13 protein-coding genes are annotated in these 17,788 nt (G+C 57.6%); all 13 read right to left on the bottom strand.

The window, feature by feature from the left end:
- Window positions 1-22: 22 nt before the first annotated feature.
- Window positions 23-1,660, bottom strand: a complete 1,638-nt coding sequence (locus X773_RS69140; RefSeq protein WP_023679883.1) for an ABC transporter ATP-binding protein — start codon at window positions 1,658-1,660, stop codon at window positions 23-25.
- The gene (locus X773_RS69135; RefSeq protein WP_023679882.1) at window positions 1,653-2,477 is read right to left on the bottom strand and encodes an ABC transporter permease; all 825 of its coding nucleotides are present in this window, start codon (window positions 2,475-2,477) and stop codon (window positions 1,653-1,655) included. The genes X773_RS69140 and X773_RS69135 overlap by 8 nt, the downstream gene beginning before the upstream one ends.
- 8 nt (window positions 2,478-2,485) lie before the next feature.
- Window positions 2,486-3,436, bottom strand: coding sequence for an ABC transporter permease (locus X773_RS69130; protein ID WP_023679881.1), 951 nt, complete (start codon window positions 3,434-3,436; stop codon window positions 2,486-2,488).
- 15 nt (window positions 3,437-3,451) lie between these two features.
- Entirely contained in the window at window positions 3,452-5,035 is a 1,584-nt protein-coding gene (locus tag X773_RS69125) for an ABC transporter substrate-binding protein (protein WP_031212768.1), read from the bottom strand.
- 421 nt (window positions 5,036-5,456) lie between these two features.
- A complete protein-coding gene (locus X773_RS69120) occupies window positions 5,457-6,563 on the bottom strand; it encodes an amidohydrolase family protein (protein ID WP_023679879.1) in 1,107 nt (368 codons plus the stop codon).
- Window positions 6,563-7,651, bottom strand: coding sequence for an amidohydrolase family protein (locus X773_RS69115; RefSeq protein ID WP_348625948.1), 1,089 nt, complete (start codon window positions 7,649-7,651; stop codon window positions 6,563-6,565). Before X773_RS69115 ends, X773_RS69120 begins: the two co-directional genes overlap by 1 nt.
- A gap of 36 nt (window positions 7,652-7,687) precedes the next feature.
- Entirely contained in the window at window positions 7,688-8,101 is a 414-nt protein-coding gene (locus X773_RS69110; RefSeq protein WP_023679877.1) for a Rieske (2Fe-2S) protein, read from the bottom strand.
- Window positions 8,102-9,016: 915 nt separating this feature from the next.
- Window positions 9,017-10,447: a M20 family metallopeptidase gene (locus tag X773_RS69105; protein ID WP_023679875.1), complete on the bottom strand. Its 1,431-nt coding sequence runs from the start codon at window positions 10,445-10,447 to the stop codon at window positions 9,017-9,019.
- A gap of 359 nt (window positions 10,448-10,806) precedes the next feature.
- The gene (locus X773_RS69100; RefSeq protein ID WP_280952139.1) at window positions 10,807-11,358 is read right to left on the bottom strand and encodes an ABC transporter permease; all 552 of its coding nucleotides are present in this window, start codon (window positions 11,356-11,358) and stop codon (window positions 10,807-10,809) included.
- A 420-nt stretch (window positions 11,359-11,778) separates the two neighbouring features.
- Window positions 11,779-12,723, bottom strand: coding sequence for an ABC transporter permease (locus X773_RS69090; protein ID WP_023679872.1), 945 nt, complete (start codon window positions 12,721-12,723; stop codon window positions 11,779-11,781).
- Between the two features lie 30 nt (window positions 12,724-12,753).
- The gene (locus X773_RS69085) at window positions 12,754-14,355 is read right to left on the bottom strand and encodes an ABC transporter substrate-binding protein (RefSeq protein ID WP_023679871.1); all 1,602 of its coding nucleotides are present in this window, start codon (window positions 14,353-14,355) and stop codon (window positions 12,754-12,756) included.
- Window positions 14,356-14,366: 11 nt separating this feature from the next.
- On the bottom strand, window positions 14,367-16,247 hold the full coding sequence (locus X773_RS69080; RefSeq protein WP_023679870.1) for an ABC transporter ATP-binding protein: 1,881 nt from the start codon (window positions 16,245-16,247) through the stop codon (window positions 14,367-14,369).
- 389 nt (window positions 16,248-16,636) lie between these two features.
- Window positions 16,637-17,788, bottom strand: a 1,152-nt coding sequence (locus tag X773_RS69075; RefSeq protein WP_156937452.1) for an amidohydrolase family protein, incomplete at its 5' end; no start/stop codon positions are given.

Raw genomic sequence — 17,788 nt, 5'->3', positions numbered from 1 at the left:
CCCGTGGCAGGTCATCACATCGCTAATTCCCCGCACTCGCCATCTTCCGCCCGGCGATCGCCTTCTCCAGCCAGCCGAGCTCCATCTCCGGCACGGACCACAGCAGGAGATCGGTATAGTCGTCGAACGGCGGCGTCAGCACCTGGCTCTTCGCCCCATAGCGCACGACCTCGCCGCGATACATGACGGCGATGGAATCGGCGATCGACTTCACCGTCGCGAGATCGTGGGTGATGAAAAGGTAAGCCACGTGCTCGATCTGCTGGAGATTGAGCAACAGCTTCAGGATACCGTTCGCCACCAGCGGGTCGAGGGCCGAAGTTACCTCATCGCAGATGATGAGCTTGGGCTTGGCCGCCAGCGCACGGGCGATGCAGACGCGCTGCTTCTGACCTCCCGACAGTTCGGCCGGATGGCGATCGATGAAGCCCTTGCCCATCTCGATTTCCTCGAGCAGCTCCTTGACCCGCCTGTCGCGCTCGGCGCCCTTGAGGCCGAAATAGAAGGTTAGCGGCCGGCCGATGATGGTGCCGACGGTGTGGCGCGGGTTCATCGCCACATCGGCCATTTGGTAGATCATTTGAAGCTGGCGGAGGTCTTCCTTGGTACGGCCGCCGAGTCGGTTGGAAAGCTTACGGCCCTCGAAGGTGATTTCGCCCTGCTGCGGCGGCAACAGGCCGGTGATCGCCCGCGCCAGTGTCGACTTTCCGGAGCCGGATTCGCCGACCACAGCCAGCGTCTGGCCGGGATGGATTTCGACCGAGACGTTCTTCAACACCTTTAAAATGCCGTTGCCGTAGGCGGCCGTGACGTTCTTCACCGATAGGATCGGTTTCGGCGTCGGCTGCTTCTCTTCGTGCTCGAGACGGTGCACGGCGACCAACGCCTGGGTATAGGCCTGCTTCGGCTCCTTAATAATCTGATGGGCGGGGCCCGCCTCAACCATCTTGCCATGCCGCAGCACCATGATGTCGTCGGCCACCTGCGCTACGACCGCGAGGTCATGGGTGATGTAGAGCGCGGCAACACCTGTGGCGTGGATTGCTTGCTTGATCGCGGCGAGCACGTCGATCTGCGTCGTCACATCGAGTGCCGTGGTAGGTTCGTCGAAGATGATCAGATCCGGCTCGGGGCAGAGCGCCATGGCCGTCATCACACGTTGCAATTGTCCGCCGGAGACCTGGTGCGGATAGCGCTTGCCGATATTTTCTGGGTCGGGAAGGCTGAGCTTGCGGAATAGTGCCACCGCCCGGCGTTGGGCCTCGGCCCGGTTGGCTAGGCCGTGCTTGAGCGTGCTTTCCACCACCTGGTCCATCAGCCGCTGGGCGGGATTGAAGGCCGCCGCAGCGGATTGCGCGACATAGCATGCTTGATGACCGCGCAGTTTGCGGATGCCGTTTTTACCCTGCTTGAGAATGTCGCGGCCGGTGAGGATGACCTCGCCGCCAGTGATGCGCACGCCGCCGCGACCATAGCCCATCGGCGAAAGGCCGATGGTGGATTTGCCCGCGCCGGATTCGCCGATCAAGCCCAGCACCTTGCCTTTTTCCAGCGTCAGCGACACGCCATCGACGATGGTGATCGTCATCGGCTTTTCGCCGGGCGGATAGGTGGTCGCCTCAATGCGAAGATTGCGGATGTCGAGCAGAACATCAGCCATTGCCGCGTCCTCCCTTGAGATCGGTGGTGCGGTTCAGGATCCAGTCGGCGACCAGGTTGACGGAGATGGCGAGCGCGGCAATCGCCGCAGCCGGGATCAGCGCAGCGGGGATGCCGAAGACGATGCCATCCTTGTTCTCCTTGACCATGCCGCCCCAATCCGCTGCCGGCGGCTGCACGCCGAGGCCGAGGAAGGAGAGAGCGGACAGGAAGAGCACTGCATAGATGAAGCGCAGCCCGAGTTCCGAGATTAGCGGCGACAGCGCATTGGGCAAGATTTCGGCGAAGATCACCCACCACTTCCCTTCGCCGCGCAGTTTCGCGGCCTCGACGAAATCCATGACGTTCAAGTCCGATGCGATCACGCGTGACAGGCGGTAGACGCGGGTCGCATCGAGAATACCCATGACGAGGATCAGCGTGACCAGCGTCGAAGGCAGGACCGAGAGCACCACGAGACCGAAGATCAGCGTCGGGATCGCCATCAGCAGATCGACGAAGCGGGACATCAACATATCGAACCAGCCGCCGACCACCGCAGCCGTGAAGCCGAGGATTACGCCCATCGAGAAGGAAAGTAGTGTAGCCAGCACCGCGATCAGGATCGTCGTCTGGGCGCCATAGATCATGCGCGAGAGCAGGTCGCGGCCAAGATTGTCGGTGCCGAAGAGAAATTTCGCCGATATCGGCTCCCAAACTCCGCCGGCGATGTCGCCGAGGCCGTAGGGGGCGATCCATTGTGCAAAGATCGCGACGAGGAAAAAGAGGGTGGCGATAACAAGGCCGGTCAGGGCGCCGATGGGAATACGTCGGAACATGGTGCTCCTTACCTCGGATGCCTGAGGCGCGGATTGGCGAGAATGGATGCCACGTCGGCCACGACATTGAGGGAGATATAAACCGCGGCGAAGATCAGCCCAACGGCCTGCACGACCGGCACGTCGCGCTTGGCGACATGGTCGACCAGATACTGGCCCATGCCGGGATAGACGAAAATCACCTCGATCACCACCACGCCGACCACGAGATAAGCGAGGTTGAGCATGATGACATTGATGATCGGGGCGATGGCATTAGGGAAAGCGTGCCTTCGGATGATGTCGAAGGCGGCGAGTCCTTTCAGTTCGGCCGTCTCAATATATGCCGATTGCATTACGTTGAGGATCGCCGCCCTCGTCATCCGCATCATATGGGCGAGGATGCCCAGCGTGAGCGTCATGCAGGGCAGCGCGATGGCCTTCATCTTGTCAAGGAAGGGCATGCCCTCGTAGACCATCGAAATGCCTGGGAGAAACTGGAACTTCACGGCAAAGAAATAGACCAGCAGATAGCCGATGAAGAATTCCGGCACCGACGTCGATGCGAGGGCAAAGCCCGAAATTGCCTTGTCGATCGGCCCGTTGCGGTAGCGCACGGCGATGAGGCCGAGGGTGACGGCAACTGGGACCGAGATCATCGCCGCCCAGAAGGCCAGAAACAAGGTGTTCCAAAGCCGTTCCTTGATCGAGGTAGCGATATCGAGTTTGCTGGTGAGTGCAGTGCCCAGATCGCCATGGAGGATGCTGAAGAGCCAGTGGAAATACCTGACATCGGCCGGATCGTTGAGCCCCATTTCTGCACGCAGGTTGGCGAGTGCAACAGGCGTGGCCGACCGACCCAGGATGGACTGTGCGACATCGCCGGGCAGGATTTGCGTGCCGGCGAAAATCAGACCCGACACGGCGAGCAACAATAGGATGCCCAGCGCAACGCGCTGGGCAATGAGGGCCAAAATCATCTTAGCGGCCCCGCCTCACGCCTGCAGCCAGCATTTGGACAGCGCGTAACCGTTCATAGATTGATTGTTACCATCGCTGACCCAGCCACCGACCTGAGGGCCCGTTGCATCGATGAAGTCGGCAAACATCGGGATGATCGCGCCACCTTCTTCTCGCACGAGTTGGCCCATATCGGCGTAGAGCTTCTTGCGCTTGTCGGCATCGAGTTCGCTGCGTGCCTGGACCAACATCTGGTCGAACTTATCGTTGAAAAAGTGAGTTTCATTCCATACAGCTTTCGACTGGAGCATGAGGGAGTAGAACATGTCCTGCGTCGGCCGGCCGGCGCCGGATGACCCAGCGAAGGGGACCTTGCCCCACACGCTGTCCCAATAGCCGTCAGCCGGTTCGCGCTTGACTTCGATGCTAATTCCGGCTTTGGCCGCGCTCTGTTGGTAAAGCTGAGCAGCGTCCACCGCGCTCGGGAAGGCGACTTCGGATATTTGAAGGAGCAGCGATCCTGTGTGCCCAGACTTCTTGTAATGGAAGGCTGCTTTGTCCGGATCGTAAATGCGCTGCTCGATCTCGGTGAAGAGCGGATAAAGCTTGTTGACGTACGTGTCATTGCCAACGGAGCCATAGCCCGCCAGGATCTTCTGCACCATCTCCTCGCGGTCGACCGCATATTTCAGCGCGAGGCGTAAGTCGTTGTTGTCAAAAGGAGCCGTGTCGCATTGGCAATAGAAATAAGAGTGGCTACGGCCCGGAGCGTTTCGAACAGTGATGTCAGGGAAGCGCTTTAGGAGTTCGACCACTTTGGGATCGACTCGGTTGATCATGTGGACCTGCCCGCTCTGCAAGGCAGAGCCGCGGGCGGTCCCATCGTTGATGACGATGATCTCGATCTGGTCGGCGAAGCCGCGATCATCTCGCCAGTAATTGGCGAACTTCTCGCCGCCAAGTCGAACACCAGGATTGTTCATCGTCACTTTGTAGGGACCGGTTCCGATGCCCTCATTCGGGTTGTCCTTACCGCCATTTGGCTGAACGACCAAGTGGAGATCGTTCATAATGAACGGAAAGTCGGCATTACCGTCTTTTAGCGTGAAGACTACGTTCTGTCCGTCGACCGCGATCTTGTCGATGCCCTGCAAAAGGGCGCGAACCGCGGACTTAGAGTTAGCATCGGAGTGGCGCTCCATCGTGGCGAGCACGTCGGTGGGAGTCATCTCCTTTCCATTATGGAATTGCACGCCCTTGCGGATTTTGAAGGTCCAGACCTTGGCGTCCTTCGATCCGCCCCATTCCTCGGCAAGTGCCGGTTTGAGTTCTTGATCTGCAGACAGCTCAACAAGTTGTTCGCCCCATTGGCGGCTGAAGATAAATTGAACATCGAATCCTATGAGCGCTGGATCAAGACTGTCCGTCGCTTGGCCACCGTTCAATCCGGCCCTGAGCGTGCCGCCTTTGACCGGGCCTTCCGCCCATGCGGCTTCAGCAAGCAGGTTATTGGCCAATACTGCACTGACACCGAGGACCGCGGCCCGACCTAAAAACTCGCGTCGGGATAGCTTACCTTTCGCAACGCGCTCACTGAGAAAACGAATTTCATCAACCATCTTAATTCCCCTTTCTTTTTGTGCTCATCGGTTTATTCGCTGCTACCCGGAGGCAGCCCACTTGCCGCTGTCGTCCCATCTGCAGGACCTGCGGTTCGTCGCTGAAAACGCCTCATATGCGGCATCCGAGAGGACGTGTGCGTCAAAAGTTTCTCTACTGGACAGCCGCCCTCACGCTCGCACCCGGGCCGGAGCTGACGACGGCGACTGTCTCTCGCGTGACGATCTCAGACGACAAGCCGTCAACCACGGACGCCCAGCACCGTCCGATATGATGGAGTTCACCAAACTTCGAAAAACGAAAAGCACTGTATGGTTCATCCTGGTCTACGTGCCTCCATGTGTTTTAGCGTAGGTTGCGCAAATCTCTCGCGGCGGTAACCCTCAGGACCTAGACCAAAAATGTCCACTCTCCCTCGCGTTACAGAATCCGGTAAACTTTTTTTGCGTTCTCCCGAAACAGCATCGCCTTGTGTTCCTCGGATATTCGGGCCTTGAATGCGTAGCGCGGATCGTCGAAGTCCCAGTGAGGATAGTCGCTCGCGTAAAGCAGCCTGTCCCAGCCTATCTTATCAAACAGATAGTTGAGCTCCTCGGGAGGGTCCGGCTCTTCCATCGGCTGGGTGGAAAAGTAAATATTCTGGCGCAGATAGTGGGAAGGCGGGTGTTTCAGGGCCGGCACCTCCGAGCCCATGCGCCGCCACAACATATCGAGCCGGTGTCCAAGTTCGATCGACCAGGCACAGCCGCACTCGACAACGATCACCTTGAGAGATGGCAACTGATCGAACACGCCATCAAGGATGAGACTCATGATTTGGGTCTGGGCAGCGAAGGTGAGGTCTATATGGCTCTCACAGTAGTAGGACGGCCAGCCACTGGCAGTCCGTCCACCAACTCGGCCTCCAATGTGCATGCCGATTGGGAAGCCATGATGAGCCGCTGCTTCGAGGATAGGCCTGTAGCGCCGATGCCCCAATGGTTCGGTTGTCCCTGTGAATATCTCCACCTGAACAAATCGCGCATCGAATGCCCTTTTTTCGATTTCAGCGACTGCGGCAACGACATCGTCCGGAACGACCACAACAGACGCTCTCAACCGGTCCTCCGGCTCGACAAACTGGGCGATCTGCCAATCGTTGATCGCCGAAGCCAATGCGTTGCTGAGATCGAGATTGCGACCGCCATTGCCCAGCGCCACCATGGGCTGCAAAACGCCGAAGACTACATTATTTGGATCGAGGTGCTGCTTCCTCATAAACGGCAGGTCCGACCCGGGTGGACCGCCATTGGGCGGCACCGCATCGCGACGGAGGGCGTTAAAGGTGGATCCATTGTAGGTAATGTTGTCGGAGAACACGTCGAATCCGAGTTCGCCATACTGGTCGAGATGACCTCGCCACCGCTTCGAAAGGTACGGATGCAGGCCGTACCGGTCTTTAAGTTCCGGATGAATATCGCAATCGGCGATACCTACCGAAGATGTGGAACGCACCGACTGCTTCGGGCGGGCTATCGTATCGTTCATTACACCGTCTCCATCAGCCGTGGGTAAGTCCGCAGCGGGTTCTCCTGCGCGATCTTGTGGCGAAGCCGCGCTGGAAAACCGGGCGGCATCGGATCATCTCCGTCGAACTGCCAATGCGGGTAGTCGGAAGAGAAGAGCAGCATGTCTTCGGAGCCGAGATGCTCTATCAGCTTCTCGACGTGCACCGGATCCTTCGACGTATCGAATGGCTGGATTGTAAACCGGACACGATCCCGGATTTCCACCGCGGGAGAGCGCTTCACCCACGGGACCTCGCCGCGGGTACCATGCCAGTCTTTCTTGCTCTTCCAGATAAAACTGGGCACCCAACTGATGCCCGCCTCGATCATCACGAAGGTGAGACCCGGAAACTTGGCAAATACACCCTCCATGATCAGGCTCTGGAGCTGCGCCGCGAAAATGTGAGTTCCGCTGGCATAGTCCTGCAGGTAGGTCGACGGCCATCCCATACCGCCGCTCGTGGGATAGCGATACATCGTCCCGGCGTGGATACCGACAGGCAACCCATGCTTTTGGGCCGCTTCATAGATCGGCCAATAATGGCTCCGGCCAAGAAGCATCTCGTTGCCGGCCAGCAACAGGACCTGAACGAACCTTTTGTCGGAAGCACATCTGTGGATTTCCTCTGCAGCCCGATCGGGAAGCTGCGAGCCCACCACGATCGAACCGCGCAAACGGGGCTCAGCGTCCAGCCACTCCCGAGCCAACCATTTGTTGGTCGCGGTGCAGACTTCTGCTCCCATCAAACCGCTTGCCGCGACTTGACCGCCATAGAGCGGATTACAGATTGCGATCTCGCAATTGAATTTATCGAGCGCCTGTTCCCGGCAGCGATCGAGGCTGACGCCCGGCTTTTCACCATCTTGCCGCCAGTCCGGGCGGCATGACAGCGGCACGCTCGGCGGATAGCTGGCCAGATCCATCTCGCCGATCGCGCGGCTGATGAATTGATCCTGCCAATACTCGTCCATATAGGGGATCAGAGCATCGTTTCCCGGCACGGCGGGATGAATATCGCAATCAATTACCGATGTCGGGTTGTGGAGCATAAATGCCTCAGCTTTCAAGAAAGTATGCCGTCTAACAATAGATGGGGTCGATCTTCACAGATCGACGACCAAGTATGAGTCCTCGACACTCACAGGGAAAGTTTCCGCTTTATACGGACCCTCGACCAACTCGGCTCCCGCAGCTATCGATACCGGGTATTGTTTCACGGATATTCGCCCCGGATCACACCATGACTGGCCAGTGCGAATATCAAATTCCCAGCCGTGCCAAGGGCAGCGGATGAACTCCCCGCGACGCGAACACTGGACATGTCCGGGCTCATCTGCCGTGGCAATTCCTGAGATCAGGCCCATCGACAGTTCAGCGCTCTGGTGAGGGCAACGATTGAGGAGGGCGAAGTAGTCGCCACCGACATTGAAGACGACGATCGGACGGCCACGCACCTCGAAGACCTTGCGCATGCCCGGGCCGACATCCTCTGCCTTGCCCACCACGTGCTTAGCCATTTTTCCTCCCTGGCAAAAGCGAGACGGAACTGATCCGAGAAGCCATGTTAAACCTAATAACCTCGCTCCATCTGCGGAATAGACAGATTGGATCAAAATGCACCACCACAGGGCGAAAGCAGAACCGAACCTGAAGACGCCCGGCGCAGCCACGACTGCCTGAGCAGGTCCAGCTACGGCGGCCGCTGATGTCATCGGAGGCGAATGCCGCTGGAGAATCGGGTGGTCGTGGCAAAGGTCGGAGGTCTGAGTTTAGACCAACACAGGCCTCGCCATCGGGATCAGTTTTGCTCGCTTGGGGAAGTTCTGCGCGGCGGCGGGGTGTAACTCGCCGCGGGCAAATTGGGCGACAGGGACGGAAAGCGCTGACTTGGGTGAAATATGCGGCCGAAATGCTCGGTGAAGATGAGACTTCGTACCCGAGTGCTACGTCGGCAGATCGACGAACTCTTCCCTTGGAACTGGCGCCGCGAGGGGCTCGACGCCGCGGCCGCCTGATATGCACATCAATAAAGTCTACCGCGTCACCACGATCGCCCGCGTTGTCGCGGAGCTGGGCGAAGACGAAGAATGGCTCTCGGATATCGATCGGCGAGATGAAGCCCGAATCCAGATCAATCTGCGTCTACGGTCCGGGTGACGAAAAGACGATTGCTTTCACCGACTTCGGCATCGAGCAGTTGCAGGACTCATCGCATCCATCGCGATCAAACCGACTGATCATATTCCCGGTCAAGCCATAACCTCTGCGGCGTTTACCGGATGGCTACGGACTGATCGGTCGCATGCCGAACCTATTAGCCTTTCACGGCAATAAAAGCGGAGGTACGACTCCGGTGAGGCTTGACCGGATGGGTCATACAAGCGAAGCGAGCCTGCCATGCTTTCGCGCGTCAGCGAGTTGGGAGCGGCGCTTTATAGCGCCTTCCCACGCAAATCACTGGGTGTGACGTCCAATGGTATTGGGCAGAGATATGGGCGCCCCCCCGTTTGTTGCTTCAACTCCGCCTTTGCACGAATGATGATCTCTGGATTGCGTATGCAATCTGCCGCCGTAGAAGCCATGACCTTGGCAGCCAATATCATCCCCTTGTGGGCCGCAGGCATATCGCCTTGGGTGACGAGCTGCCAACTGTGGAAGGACGTGCCAATGGCGAAACAGGCTGTCTGACACTGTGCAGTGGGCACGATCCAGCTGACGTCGCCCACATCTGTCGATCCCATCTCGAATTGGTCTGTCCCCAACGGAAGGAGGCTGTCGTGGAGGACCTTGTCCTTCAACGAGACATCGCGCCCCGCGACGCTGGCCAGCGCGCCTTCATCCGTCAGCGCCATCTTGCGAAGCTCCTCGGCGAACTCATAGTCAGCTCTGTCAAAGGGGGGTGGGCCGACACGGCGCATGTTCTCATACATGACATCATACAGCGCTTTGTTGGGCAAAAGGTTGGAGTAGCCGCCAGTGATTTGCATCTTAACAGATGTCTCGGTCATAAGCGCGGCACCCTCGGCAATCTTTTGCACGCGCGCGAACACCCGCTCAGCATCTTGCCAGTTCGGAGAACGAATTGAATACGATGACTCGGCATACGCCTGCACGACGTTAGGGAACTCACCGCCGGCGTTTGTAATGGCATAGTGAACGCGAGCGTTTGACGGTATGTGCTCGCGCATGTAGTTGACGCCAACATTCATTAACTCGACTGCGTCGAGCGCGCTGCGCCCCAAATGTGGATCCGACGCCGCGTGCGCTGCGCGACCGGTAAAGGAGAAACGAGCCCACTTTGCAGCGTTGCAGGATTTTGTTAAAACTTCGTTCACCACTGCTGGGTGCCAGCAGAAGGCAACATCAAGATCGTTAAAAGCGCCGGCTCGAGCCATAAAGGCCTTACCCCCTCCAGCTTCTTCTGCCGGGCAGCCGTAAAAGCGCACTCTACCTTCAATACGTTCGGCTGCGAGCGCATCCTTTAATGCAACTGCTGCAAGCGCCGAGCCAGCGCCGAGAAGATTGTGCCCGCAGCCATGACCTGGTCCACCCTCGGTCGAGCTGGGTTCAGTTGCACTCGAGACTTGAGCAAGATCGGGAAGCGCATCGTATTCGCCGAGGATGCCAATGATGGGGCTGCCCTTGCCGAACTCGGCGATGAAGGCGGTAGCGATGCCGCCGACATTCCTGTTGATGCGAAAACCTTCGCGCTCGAGCATAGCGACGTGCTCTGCAACCGAGCGATGCTCCTCAAATGCTAATTCTGGCATCGCCCAGATGCGGTCGCTTAAGGCGCAGTAGTCGGCGGCTTTCGCATTCACGCGGCGGACGATTTCATCAAGGCTGAGAGGATCGTTTTGCATAATTCTATGTCCCTTGAGGTCATGGTTAACTGGTCGGATGGCCGTATCCGGAAGCGTTTACATTCTTGGGCATTTCTCCGGCTTTCCGGCGACCTCGCCGAGGTACGCGGGCGAAGAGCAGGCTCTTCTAGAACGGAGTGCATTTTCGAGAGTGGGAATGTCCTCAACCGATGTGGTCAGGTTAACTTTCGATAGTGACTGATAGCTCCCCGCCATGATGCAATACCCTGCCGACTTAGCGCTCAGGTGAGGACACTCCAGCAAGATTTGCGTCGAGGTTCGAAATATCCTCGGTCGTTTGGCCCTTCGATCCTCATATACCACTCGACGAGCGTCGGCCGGCGATCTTGCGCAACGACCTAGTCGGGTAGCGCGAAGCGAGGGTCGAGCATGTCACGCAGGCCATCACCAATCAAGTTGATAGCCAATACTACGGCCACAATTACGAGGCTTGGATACAATATTAGGTAAGGTGCGATCAGAGCAAACGACCGGCCTTCGGCGACGATATTGCCCCAACTCGGGTGCTCAGGAGGAACCCCGACACCCACAAAGCTCAGGTAGGCTTCATAAAGAATAGCCAGGCCACAGATATATGTTGCCTGCACGGTGATTGGGGCCAACGCGTTCGGCAAAATGTACTTGAATAATAGCCGCAGAGGACTAGCGCCGTATGACCGAGCCGCCTCTATGAAGACCTGCTCCCGGAGCGTCAGCGTTAAGCTTCTAACCAATCTTGCAACACCGGGCACTTCCGGTATCGCCAAAGCCAGGATTACGGTCGAGATCCCGCCACCGAAAATCGTTGCCAAGGCAATGGCGAGCAGGATCCCGGGTATCGCCATAATGCCGTCCATCACCCTCATCAAGATCTTGTCTGATGTCTGTCCGGCACCTGCCACAAGACCCAAGATAGTTCCGGCTGTTGTCGCCAGAACAGCTGTGGCTAGTCCNTCGCCATAATGCCGTCCATCACCCTCATCAAGATCTTGTCTGATGTCTGTCCGGCCCCTGCCACAAGACCCAAGATAGTTCCGGCTGTTGTCGCCAGAACAGCTGTGGCTAGTCCAATTGCGAGCGAGACCCGCCCGCCGTAAAGCACACGCGTGAAAATGTCCCGCCCGAACATATCGGTGCCCAGCAAATGGGCGCTACTGGGCGGATTGAGTCTCAACTCCGGACTTATCGACAAGGGATCAAGATTGGCTATCCCAGGACCGAGATACGACACGAGTACAACCACAAGCATGACAATCACGGCGACACGCACCGCCGCCGGCAGGCGTGTCATATGCGGCCACAACAGGGAAAACGTCATACGGCCTACCTCCTCAAGTATATTTAATTCTCGGGTCCATTAAGGGGTATGACAGGTCCACCAGCAGATTTACCATGACATACACACACGCACTTATCAGCAGGACCCCCTGAATGACCGGAACATCCCGGTGCTGGATGGCCTCCACAAGGAGGCTGCCGACCCCGGGAATTGCGAAGACCGCCTCTGTTATGACCACACCACCCAGCATACCGGCGAACGACATTCCAACTACGGTGACCAGAGGCACGGCGATCAGCTTAAGGCAGTGTCGAACGAGGATCGTGAAGTCGTCGAGCCCTTTCGCTCGCGCGACACGGATAAAGTCCTGATTCAACACTTCGATCGCGCTCGCTCTTGTGATTCGAGTGATGAGTGCCGTTTGCGCAAATCCCAACATGGTTGCGGGCAGAAGCACATGCCGCAAGACTTCCGTCACACCGCTGTCGAATCCCGGGAACCCGGAGACCGGCATTGACCCATAGTACACACCGAAGGTGTATATTAGCACATACCCGATCAGAAAGGGAGGTATCGCTGTCCCGGCAACCCCGAAGAGTGATACTAAGCGATCAGCGATGCCCCCCCTCTTTTGTGCTGCCAACAATCCCAATGGCAGCGAGACGGTTATTTGAACCACAGTTGCTGCGGCTGCGAGGATAATCGTCGGTTCTACTCGCGACAGAATGAGATTCAATACCGGCTGTTTAGAAAAAAGCGAGTTTCCCAAGTTTCCCCGGATGATATTCTTCAACCAATGAAGATACTGGACAACCAGCGGATCATCGAGGTGAAGGCTCTCCCGAATAGCGGCGATCTGGGCGGGCGTCGCGTAGTCGCCCGCCAGCACAGCCGCCGCATCTCCAGGGCTCAGATACGTCAGACCGAAAACTATGGCGGTCACGACCCCCACCACCGGAATGACGGAAAGCACTCTGGTAATGAGATACCTGATCATATTTACCTCACAAACCGTAGACGCGATGCGCTACTTTGCCTTCCGTCGGATGTTCCAGAAATAGGCATAAGGTGCCTCGGGATTGAACCCTTCGATGTCGGCGCCATAAACAATCGGAACGCCGTACTCTCCCGTCATGACAAAGGGAAAATAGGCTGATGCGCGGGCTTGGAGTTCAAAAGTAATTTTCTTTTTCTCGTTCTCGTCGACTGCGCTGGCGAAGGCAGCTCTCAGTTTCTCGAGCTTTTCATCGCAAGGCCAACCAAACCAAGCCTTGTCGCAGTTCGCAGCCAGCATTAGATGGGTGATCGGGGAACTGGCAGGTCCCACCTCCATGTAGGTAGGGAACAGGTTCCACCCGCCTTCCGAAGCAGGCGCCTTAGACGTGCGGCGCGACGTCACGGTAGCCCAATCCATTGCTTGAAGGTCTACTTGGACGCCAATCTTTCTCAACTGCTGCGCCAAGTACAACGATCTCGCGTGGGCCTCTGCCCAATCGGTTAGATCGAAGATCACAATCGGCTTTCCATCGTAACCGGCTTCTCTGAAGAGCTCCTTAGCCTTGTCAAAGTCCGCGGCACCCCGGTGGCCGCTATAGGCGGACTCGTCGCCATACTTTCCCTCACAGGTGAGATAAGCGTAGCAGGGATGCCAGAATTGCGGGTCACCCACAGAGATCTGCATGACCTCCCTCTGGTCGATGAGGTAGGTAAGAGCCTCAGTCGCCTTTATGTTGTTGAACGGTGGCACCTCATGATTCACCACGAAGAGGCTTTGCACGAAATATCCTTTCGACACCACGAGCTTCGGATCTTTTCGCAGCGCCAAAGCGTTGTCGATCGCAGGAGTTAGCCAGATATCTTGTTTCCCCGTGAGCATCGCCGCCATCGCGGTGTTTGGGTCGGGAATGTAGGAAACTTCAATCTTATCAAAGGTTGCCTCTTTCTTACCCCAATAGAAGCTCGGCGGGTCGTTGCGCGGAGTGTAGAAGGAGTTCTTGGTGTAGACGGGCGTTTGCCCTGGCTTCCAGGTGGAGTAATCAAACTTATACGGACCAGAACCGGTTGTATCGGTGAGTTGTTCCGTTGGTGGCAGGGAGGCGACCCGCTTGGGCATTATGAAAGGGACATTACCCTCAGTACTGGCAAGCGCCGAGGGAACGTCGAACGGCTCATTAAGCTCGATCCGAAACGTCAGATCGTCGACCTTCACCATCTCCTTGGTCCGGGATCCAAGGAGTCCACCGACCACATCCCGAGACTCCCAGCGTTTCAGGGACTGGATCACGTCGTCAGTGGTGATTGGAGCTCCGTCGGAGAATTTCAGGCCCTTGCGAAGCGTGATTGTGTAGGTCTTCTTGTCCGAGTCCACATCAACTTTGTCGGCCATTTGGGGATGAGGTGTGCCGCTGCTGTCGAATTCGAACAATTTATCGTAAATCAGATATCCGTGGATCTGCGTGTCTCCCGATGTTGTTACAATGGGATCAACAATTTTCAGGGCGCTTCCCTCTATTACGCGCAGCGTGTCCGCCTTCGCCGCGCCGACGGATAAAACGCCGACAAAGGCAGTCGTTAGTAACCGACGCACTGCAGTTGTTCTGGACGTCGATGTCATGAGTTTGATCTTCATTTTCGTTCCCTCTAGTTGTTTAAGGACCAATAGGCTGTAGTGCCCATTGGGTTCTCCTGCTCCCATTCCTCGCCCCAAATCATGACTGCGTGGCCAGGCGAGACTTCACGATACTGGCGTACAGGTGGGACGTAGTCTGCAGGACGGACCGGACTCTTGATTTCGTCATTTGAGACCGGGCGTTTCTGCAGGCGCCGTGCCGGATCTGCGGTCGGCACTGCCGCGAGCAGCCGTTTGGTATACGGATGCTGCGGATTCTGAAAAATCGCCTCGCGCGGGCCGATCTCGACGATCTCGCCAAGATACATCACAGCCACGCGGTGGCTAACGCGTTCGACCACTGCCATGTCGTGCGAGATGAAAAGATAGGCGAGGCCCATACGAGCCTGGAGATCCAGCATAAGGTTGACGACTTGCGCCTTCACAGACACATCCAGCGCCGAGACGGCTTCGTCCGCTATGATGAGCCGCGGCTCGAGTGCAAGCGCACGGGCAATACAGATGCGCTGGCGCTGGCCACCCGAGAACTCATGCGGAAAGCGGTTGACTATGTCAGGCGAAAGACCTACCCGCTGCAGGAGGTCGGCGACCTTATCGCGTGCTTCCGAGCGGCTGGCGAGATTGTTGATCAGCAGCGGTTCGATGATCGCTGTGCCGACATCCATGCGCGGATTGAGCGATGCGAACGGATCCTGGAAGATCATCTGAATGCGATTACGCTGTTTGCGCAACTCGGATTGACCAAGTTTTACAAGGTCAACACCATCGAGCAAAATCGACCCGGAGAGGGGCTCAGTCAACCGCATCACCGTCCGGCCTGTCGTCGATTTACCACAGCCTGATTCGCCGACCAGTGCCAAGGTTTCGCCGCTCTTGACGCTGAAGGAGACATTCTCGACCGCGTAGACCCGGCCTTTGACCGAAGAAAACATGCCCGACCGGATTTCGAAGCGCTTAGTCAAGGCCGCAACCTCCAGCACCGGGCGCTCCGCCTCCTTGACAGTGTCCGGCACCTCGGCCGGCACGTCGGATTGGCCAGTCGTGCGGTCGACGATCGTGAAACGCATTGGCCGCCTTCGCCCCTTCATCGAGCCGAGCTTTGGGACGGCTGCAAGCAGCGATTGCGTGTAGGGGTGTTCGGGGCGTTTGAAGATGGCCTCGGTCGGCGCAGCCTCGACCACTTGGCCGTCATACATGACCACCGTGCGGTTGGCNACGCGGTCCGCCATCTCGGCGACGACGCCCATGTCGTGCGTGATGAAGAGGACGGACATGGCCTCCTCTTTCTGCAGCTCCTTGATCAGCTCCAAGATTTGCGCCTGGATCGTCACGTCCAGTGCCGTCGTCGGCTCATCGGCAATCAGCAGCTTTGGCTTGCCGGCCAACGCCATCGCAATCATCACGCGTTGGCGCATGCCCCCAGAGAAGTGGTGTGGATATTCGTGGAAGCGCGACTTCGCCGCCGGGATCCGTACCTTCTCCAACAGCCTAATCGTTTCCAACTCAGCCTCGGATCGCGACAGGCTGCGGTGCAGAATCAGCGATTCCGCTATTTGGAACCCGATTGTGAGTACCGGGTTCAGCGAGGTCATCGGCTCCTGAAAAATCATGGCAATGTCGTTGCCGCGAATACGACGCATTTCTGCTTGCGAGAGCGTGAGCAGCTCCTGCCCCTCAAGCTTGATCGACCCTTCCACCCTGCTCGAAGCTGGCGAGTTGAGCCGCATGATCGAGAGAGCCGTCACGCTCTTTCCCGAGCCGGATTCGCCTACGACGGCGACTGTCTCTCTTGCGCCGATGTCAAACGATATGCCGTCCACGACGGGCGCCCAGCGCCCTCCGACACGGAAGGAGGTTACCAACTGCGAAACCGAAAGGACCGGCTCGGTCATTGCGTGTCTACGCACTCTTGACTCAGGCTTGCATAAATCTACCAGGTCGGAAACCACGAGACCCCTCCAAGACCTATGACCAATTTTCGCTGAAGACCGGAAAAGGTTCTGGCCCAGAAATCTTTTGCTTCATTGAGCACGTTCGACAGATCAATTTTCTCGGACCGGACGGATAGGTCTGCGTCCGCCGCGCAGTTCGCTTTCTCGACCCACTCTAGTCTCCATTCGCGTGAAACAGGACAACACGTCTGGTCAGGACCAGTTCGTTTCGCCGTCGGTTGCCCAGCCATCGAAATCCTTCCTGTGGGCCACATATGAAGCGGCTACCCTGCTGTATCTTGGCGTAGTGCCTGGCGCATTATGCGCATGCTGATATTCGGGTGTTCGCGTTATAGGCTCCGATAAACGTTTCTGGCGTTCTCCCGAAACAGCATCGCCTTGTGTTCCTCGGATATTCGGGCCTTGAAGGCGTAGCGTGGATCGTCAAAGTCCCAGTGAGGATAGTCGCTCGCATACAGCAGCTTGTCCCAGCCGATCTGATCAAACAGGTAGTCTAGTTCCTCGGAATTGTCCGGCTCTTCCACCGGCTGTGTGGAAAAGTAGAAATGCTTGCGAAGATACTGCGAAGGCGGGTGTTTCAGGCTCGCCACTTCCGAGCCCATGCGCCGCCACAACATGTCGAGCCGGTGTCCAAGTCCGATCGACCAGGTACAGCCGCACTCGATGATGATCACCTTGAGAGATGGCAGCTGATCGAACACGCCATCGAGAATGAGACTCATAATCTGCGAATGCGCAGCGAAGGTGAGATCCAAATGGTCCTCACAGTAGTAGGACGGCCAGCCGCTGGCAGTCCGGGCGCCGGCTCGGCCTCCGATGTGCATGCCGATCGGAAAGCCATGATGAGTCGCAGCTTCCAGGATAGGCCTGTAGCGCCGGTGGCCCAATGGTTCGGTTGTCCCTGCGAATATCTCCACCTGGACAAATCGCGCATCCAGAGCCCGCTTTTCGATTTCCGCGACCGCGGCAACGACATCGTCCGGAACGACCACAACGGACGCTCTCAGCCGATCCTCCGGCTCGACGAACTCGGTGATCTGCCAATCGTTGATCGCCGTGGACAACACGTTGCTGAGATCGAGATTGCGCCCGCCGTTGGGCAGCCCTACCATGGGTTGGAGCACACCGAAGACGACATTGTTGGGATCGAGGTGCTGCTTCCTCATGAGCGCCAGGTCCGAACCGGGCAGCCCGCCATCCGGCCAGGCGTCACGACGGCACGACATTGGATTGGATCCGTCATAGTTGTAGCCGCTGGTAAACGCCTCGAATCCCAACTCTCCATACTGATCGAGATGATCGCGCCATCGCTTTGACATATACGGATACAGGCCATAGCGGTCTTTGAGCGCCGGATGGATATCGCAATCGGCTATGCCTACCGAAGATGTGGAACGCACCGGCTGCTTCGGGCTGGCTATCGTATCGTTCATTACACCGTCTCCATCAGCCGTGGGTAAGTCCGCAGCGGGTTCTCCTGC

The organism is Mesorhizobium sp. LSJC280B00, from assembly GCF_000502835.1.
In the GTDB taxonomy this organism is placed as follows: Bacteria; Pseudomonadota; Alphaproteobacteria; order Rhizobiales; family Rhizobiaceae; genus Mesorhizobium.
This window is presented reverse-complemented; position numbering and strand designations above follow the sequence as displayed.

What these genes read in the sequence shown, in the direction of transcription:
- X773_RS69135 (WP_023679882.1), bottom strand. Translation starts at nt 2,477, where the DNA reads ATGTTCCGACGTATTCCCATCGGCGCCCTGACCGGCCTTGTTATCGCC.
- X773_RS69085 (WP_023679871.1), bottom strand. Translation starts at nt 14,355, where the DNA reads ATGAAGATCAAACTCATGACATCGACGTCCAGAACAACTGCAGTGCGT.
- X773_RS69110 (WP_023679877.1), bottom strand. Translation starts at nt 8,101, where the DNA reads ATGGCTAAGCACGTGGTGGGCAAGGCAGAGGATGTCGGCCCGGGCATG.
- X773_RS69105 (WP_023679875.1), bottom strand. Translation starts at nt 10,447, where the DNA reads ATGCAAAACGATCCTCTCAGCCTTGATGAAATCGTCCGCCGCGTGAAT.
- X773_RS69140 (WP_023679883.1), bottom strand. Translation starts at nt 1,660, where the DNA reads ATGGCTGATGTTCTGCTCGACATCCGCAATCTTCGCATTGAGGCGACC.
- X773_RS69130 (WP_023679881.1), bottom strand. Translation starts at nt 3,436, where the DNA reads ATGATTTTGGCCCTCATTGCCCAGCGCGTTGCGCTGGGCATCCTATTG.
- X773_RS69120 (WP_023679879.1), bottom strand. Translation starts at nt 6,563, where the DNA reads ATGAACGATACGATAGCCCGCCCGAAGCAGTCGGTGCGTTCCACATCT.
- X773_RS69090 (WP_023679872.1), bottom strand. Translation starts at nt 12,723, where the DNA reads ATGATCAGGTATCTCATTACCAGAGTGCTTTCCGTCATTCCGGTGGTG.
- X773_RS69125 (WP_031212768.1), bottom strand. Translation starts at nt 5,035, where the DNA reads ATGGTTGATGAAATTCGTTTTCTCAGTGAGCGCGTTGCGAAAGGTAAG.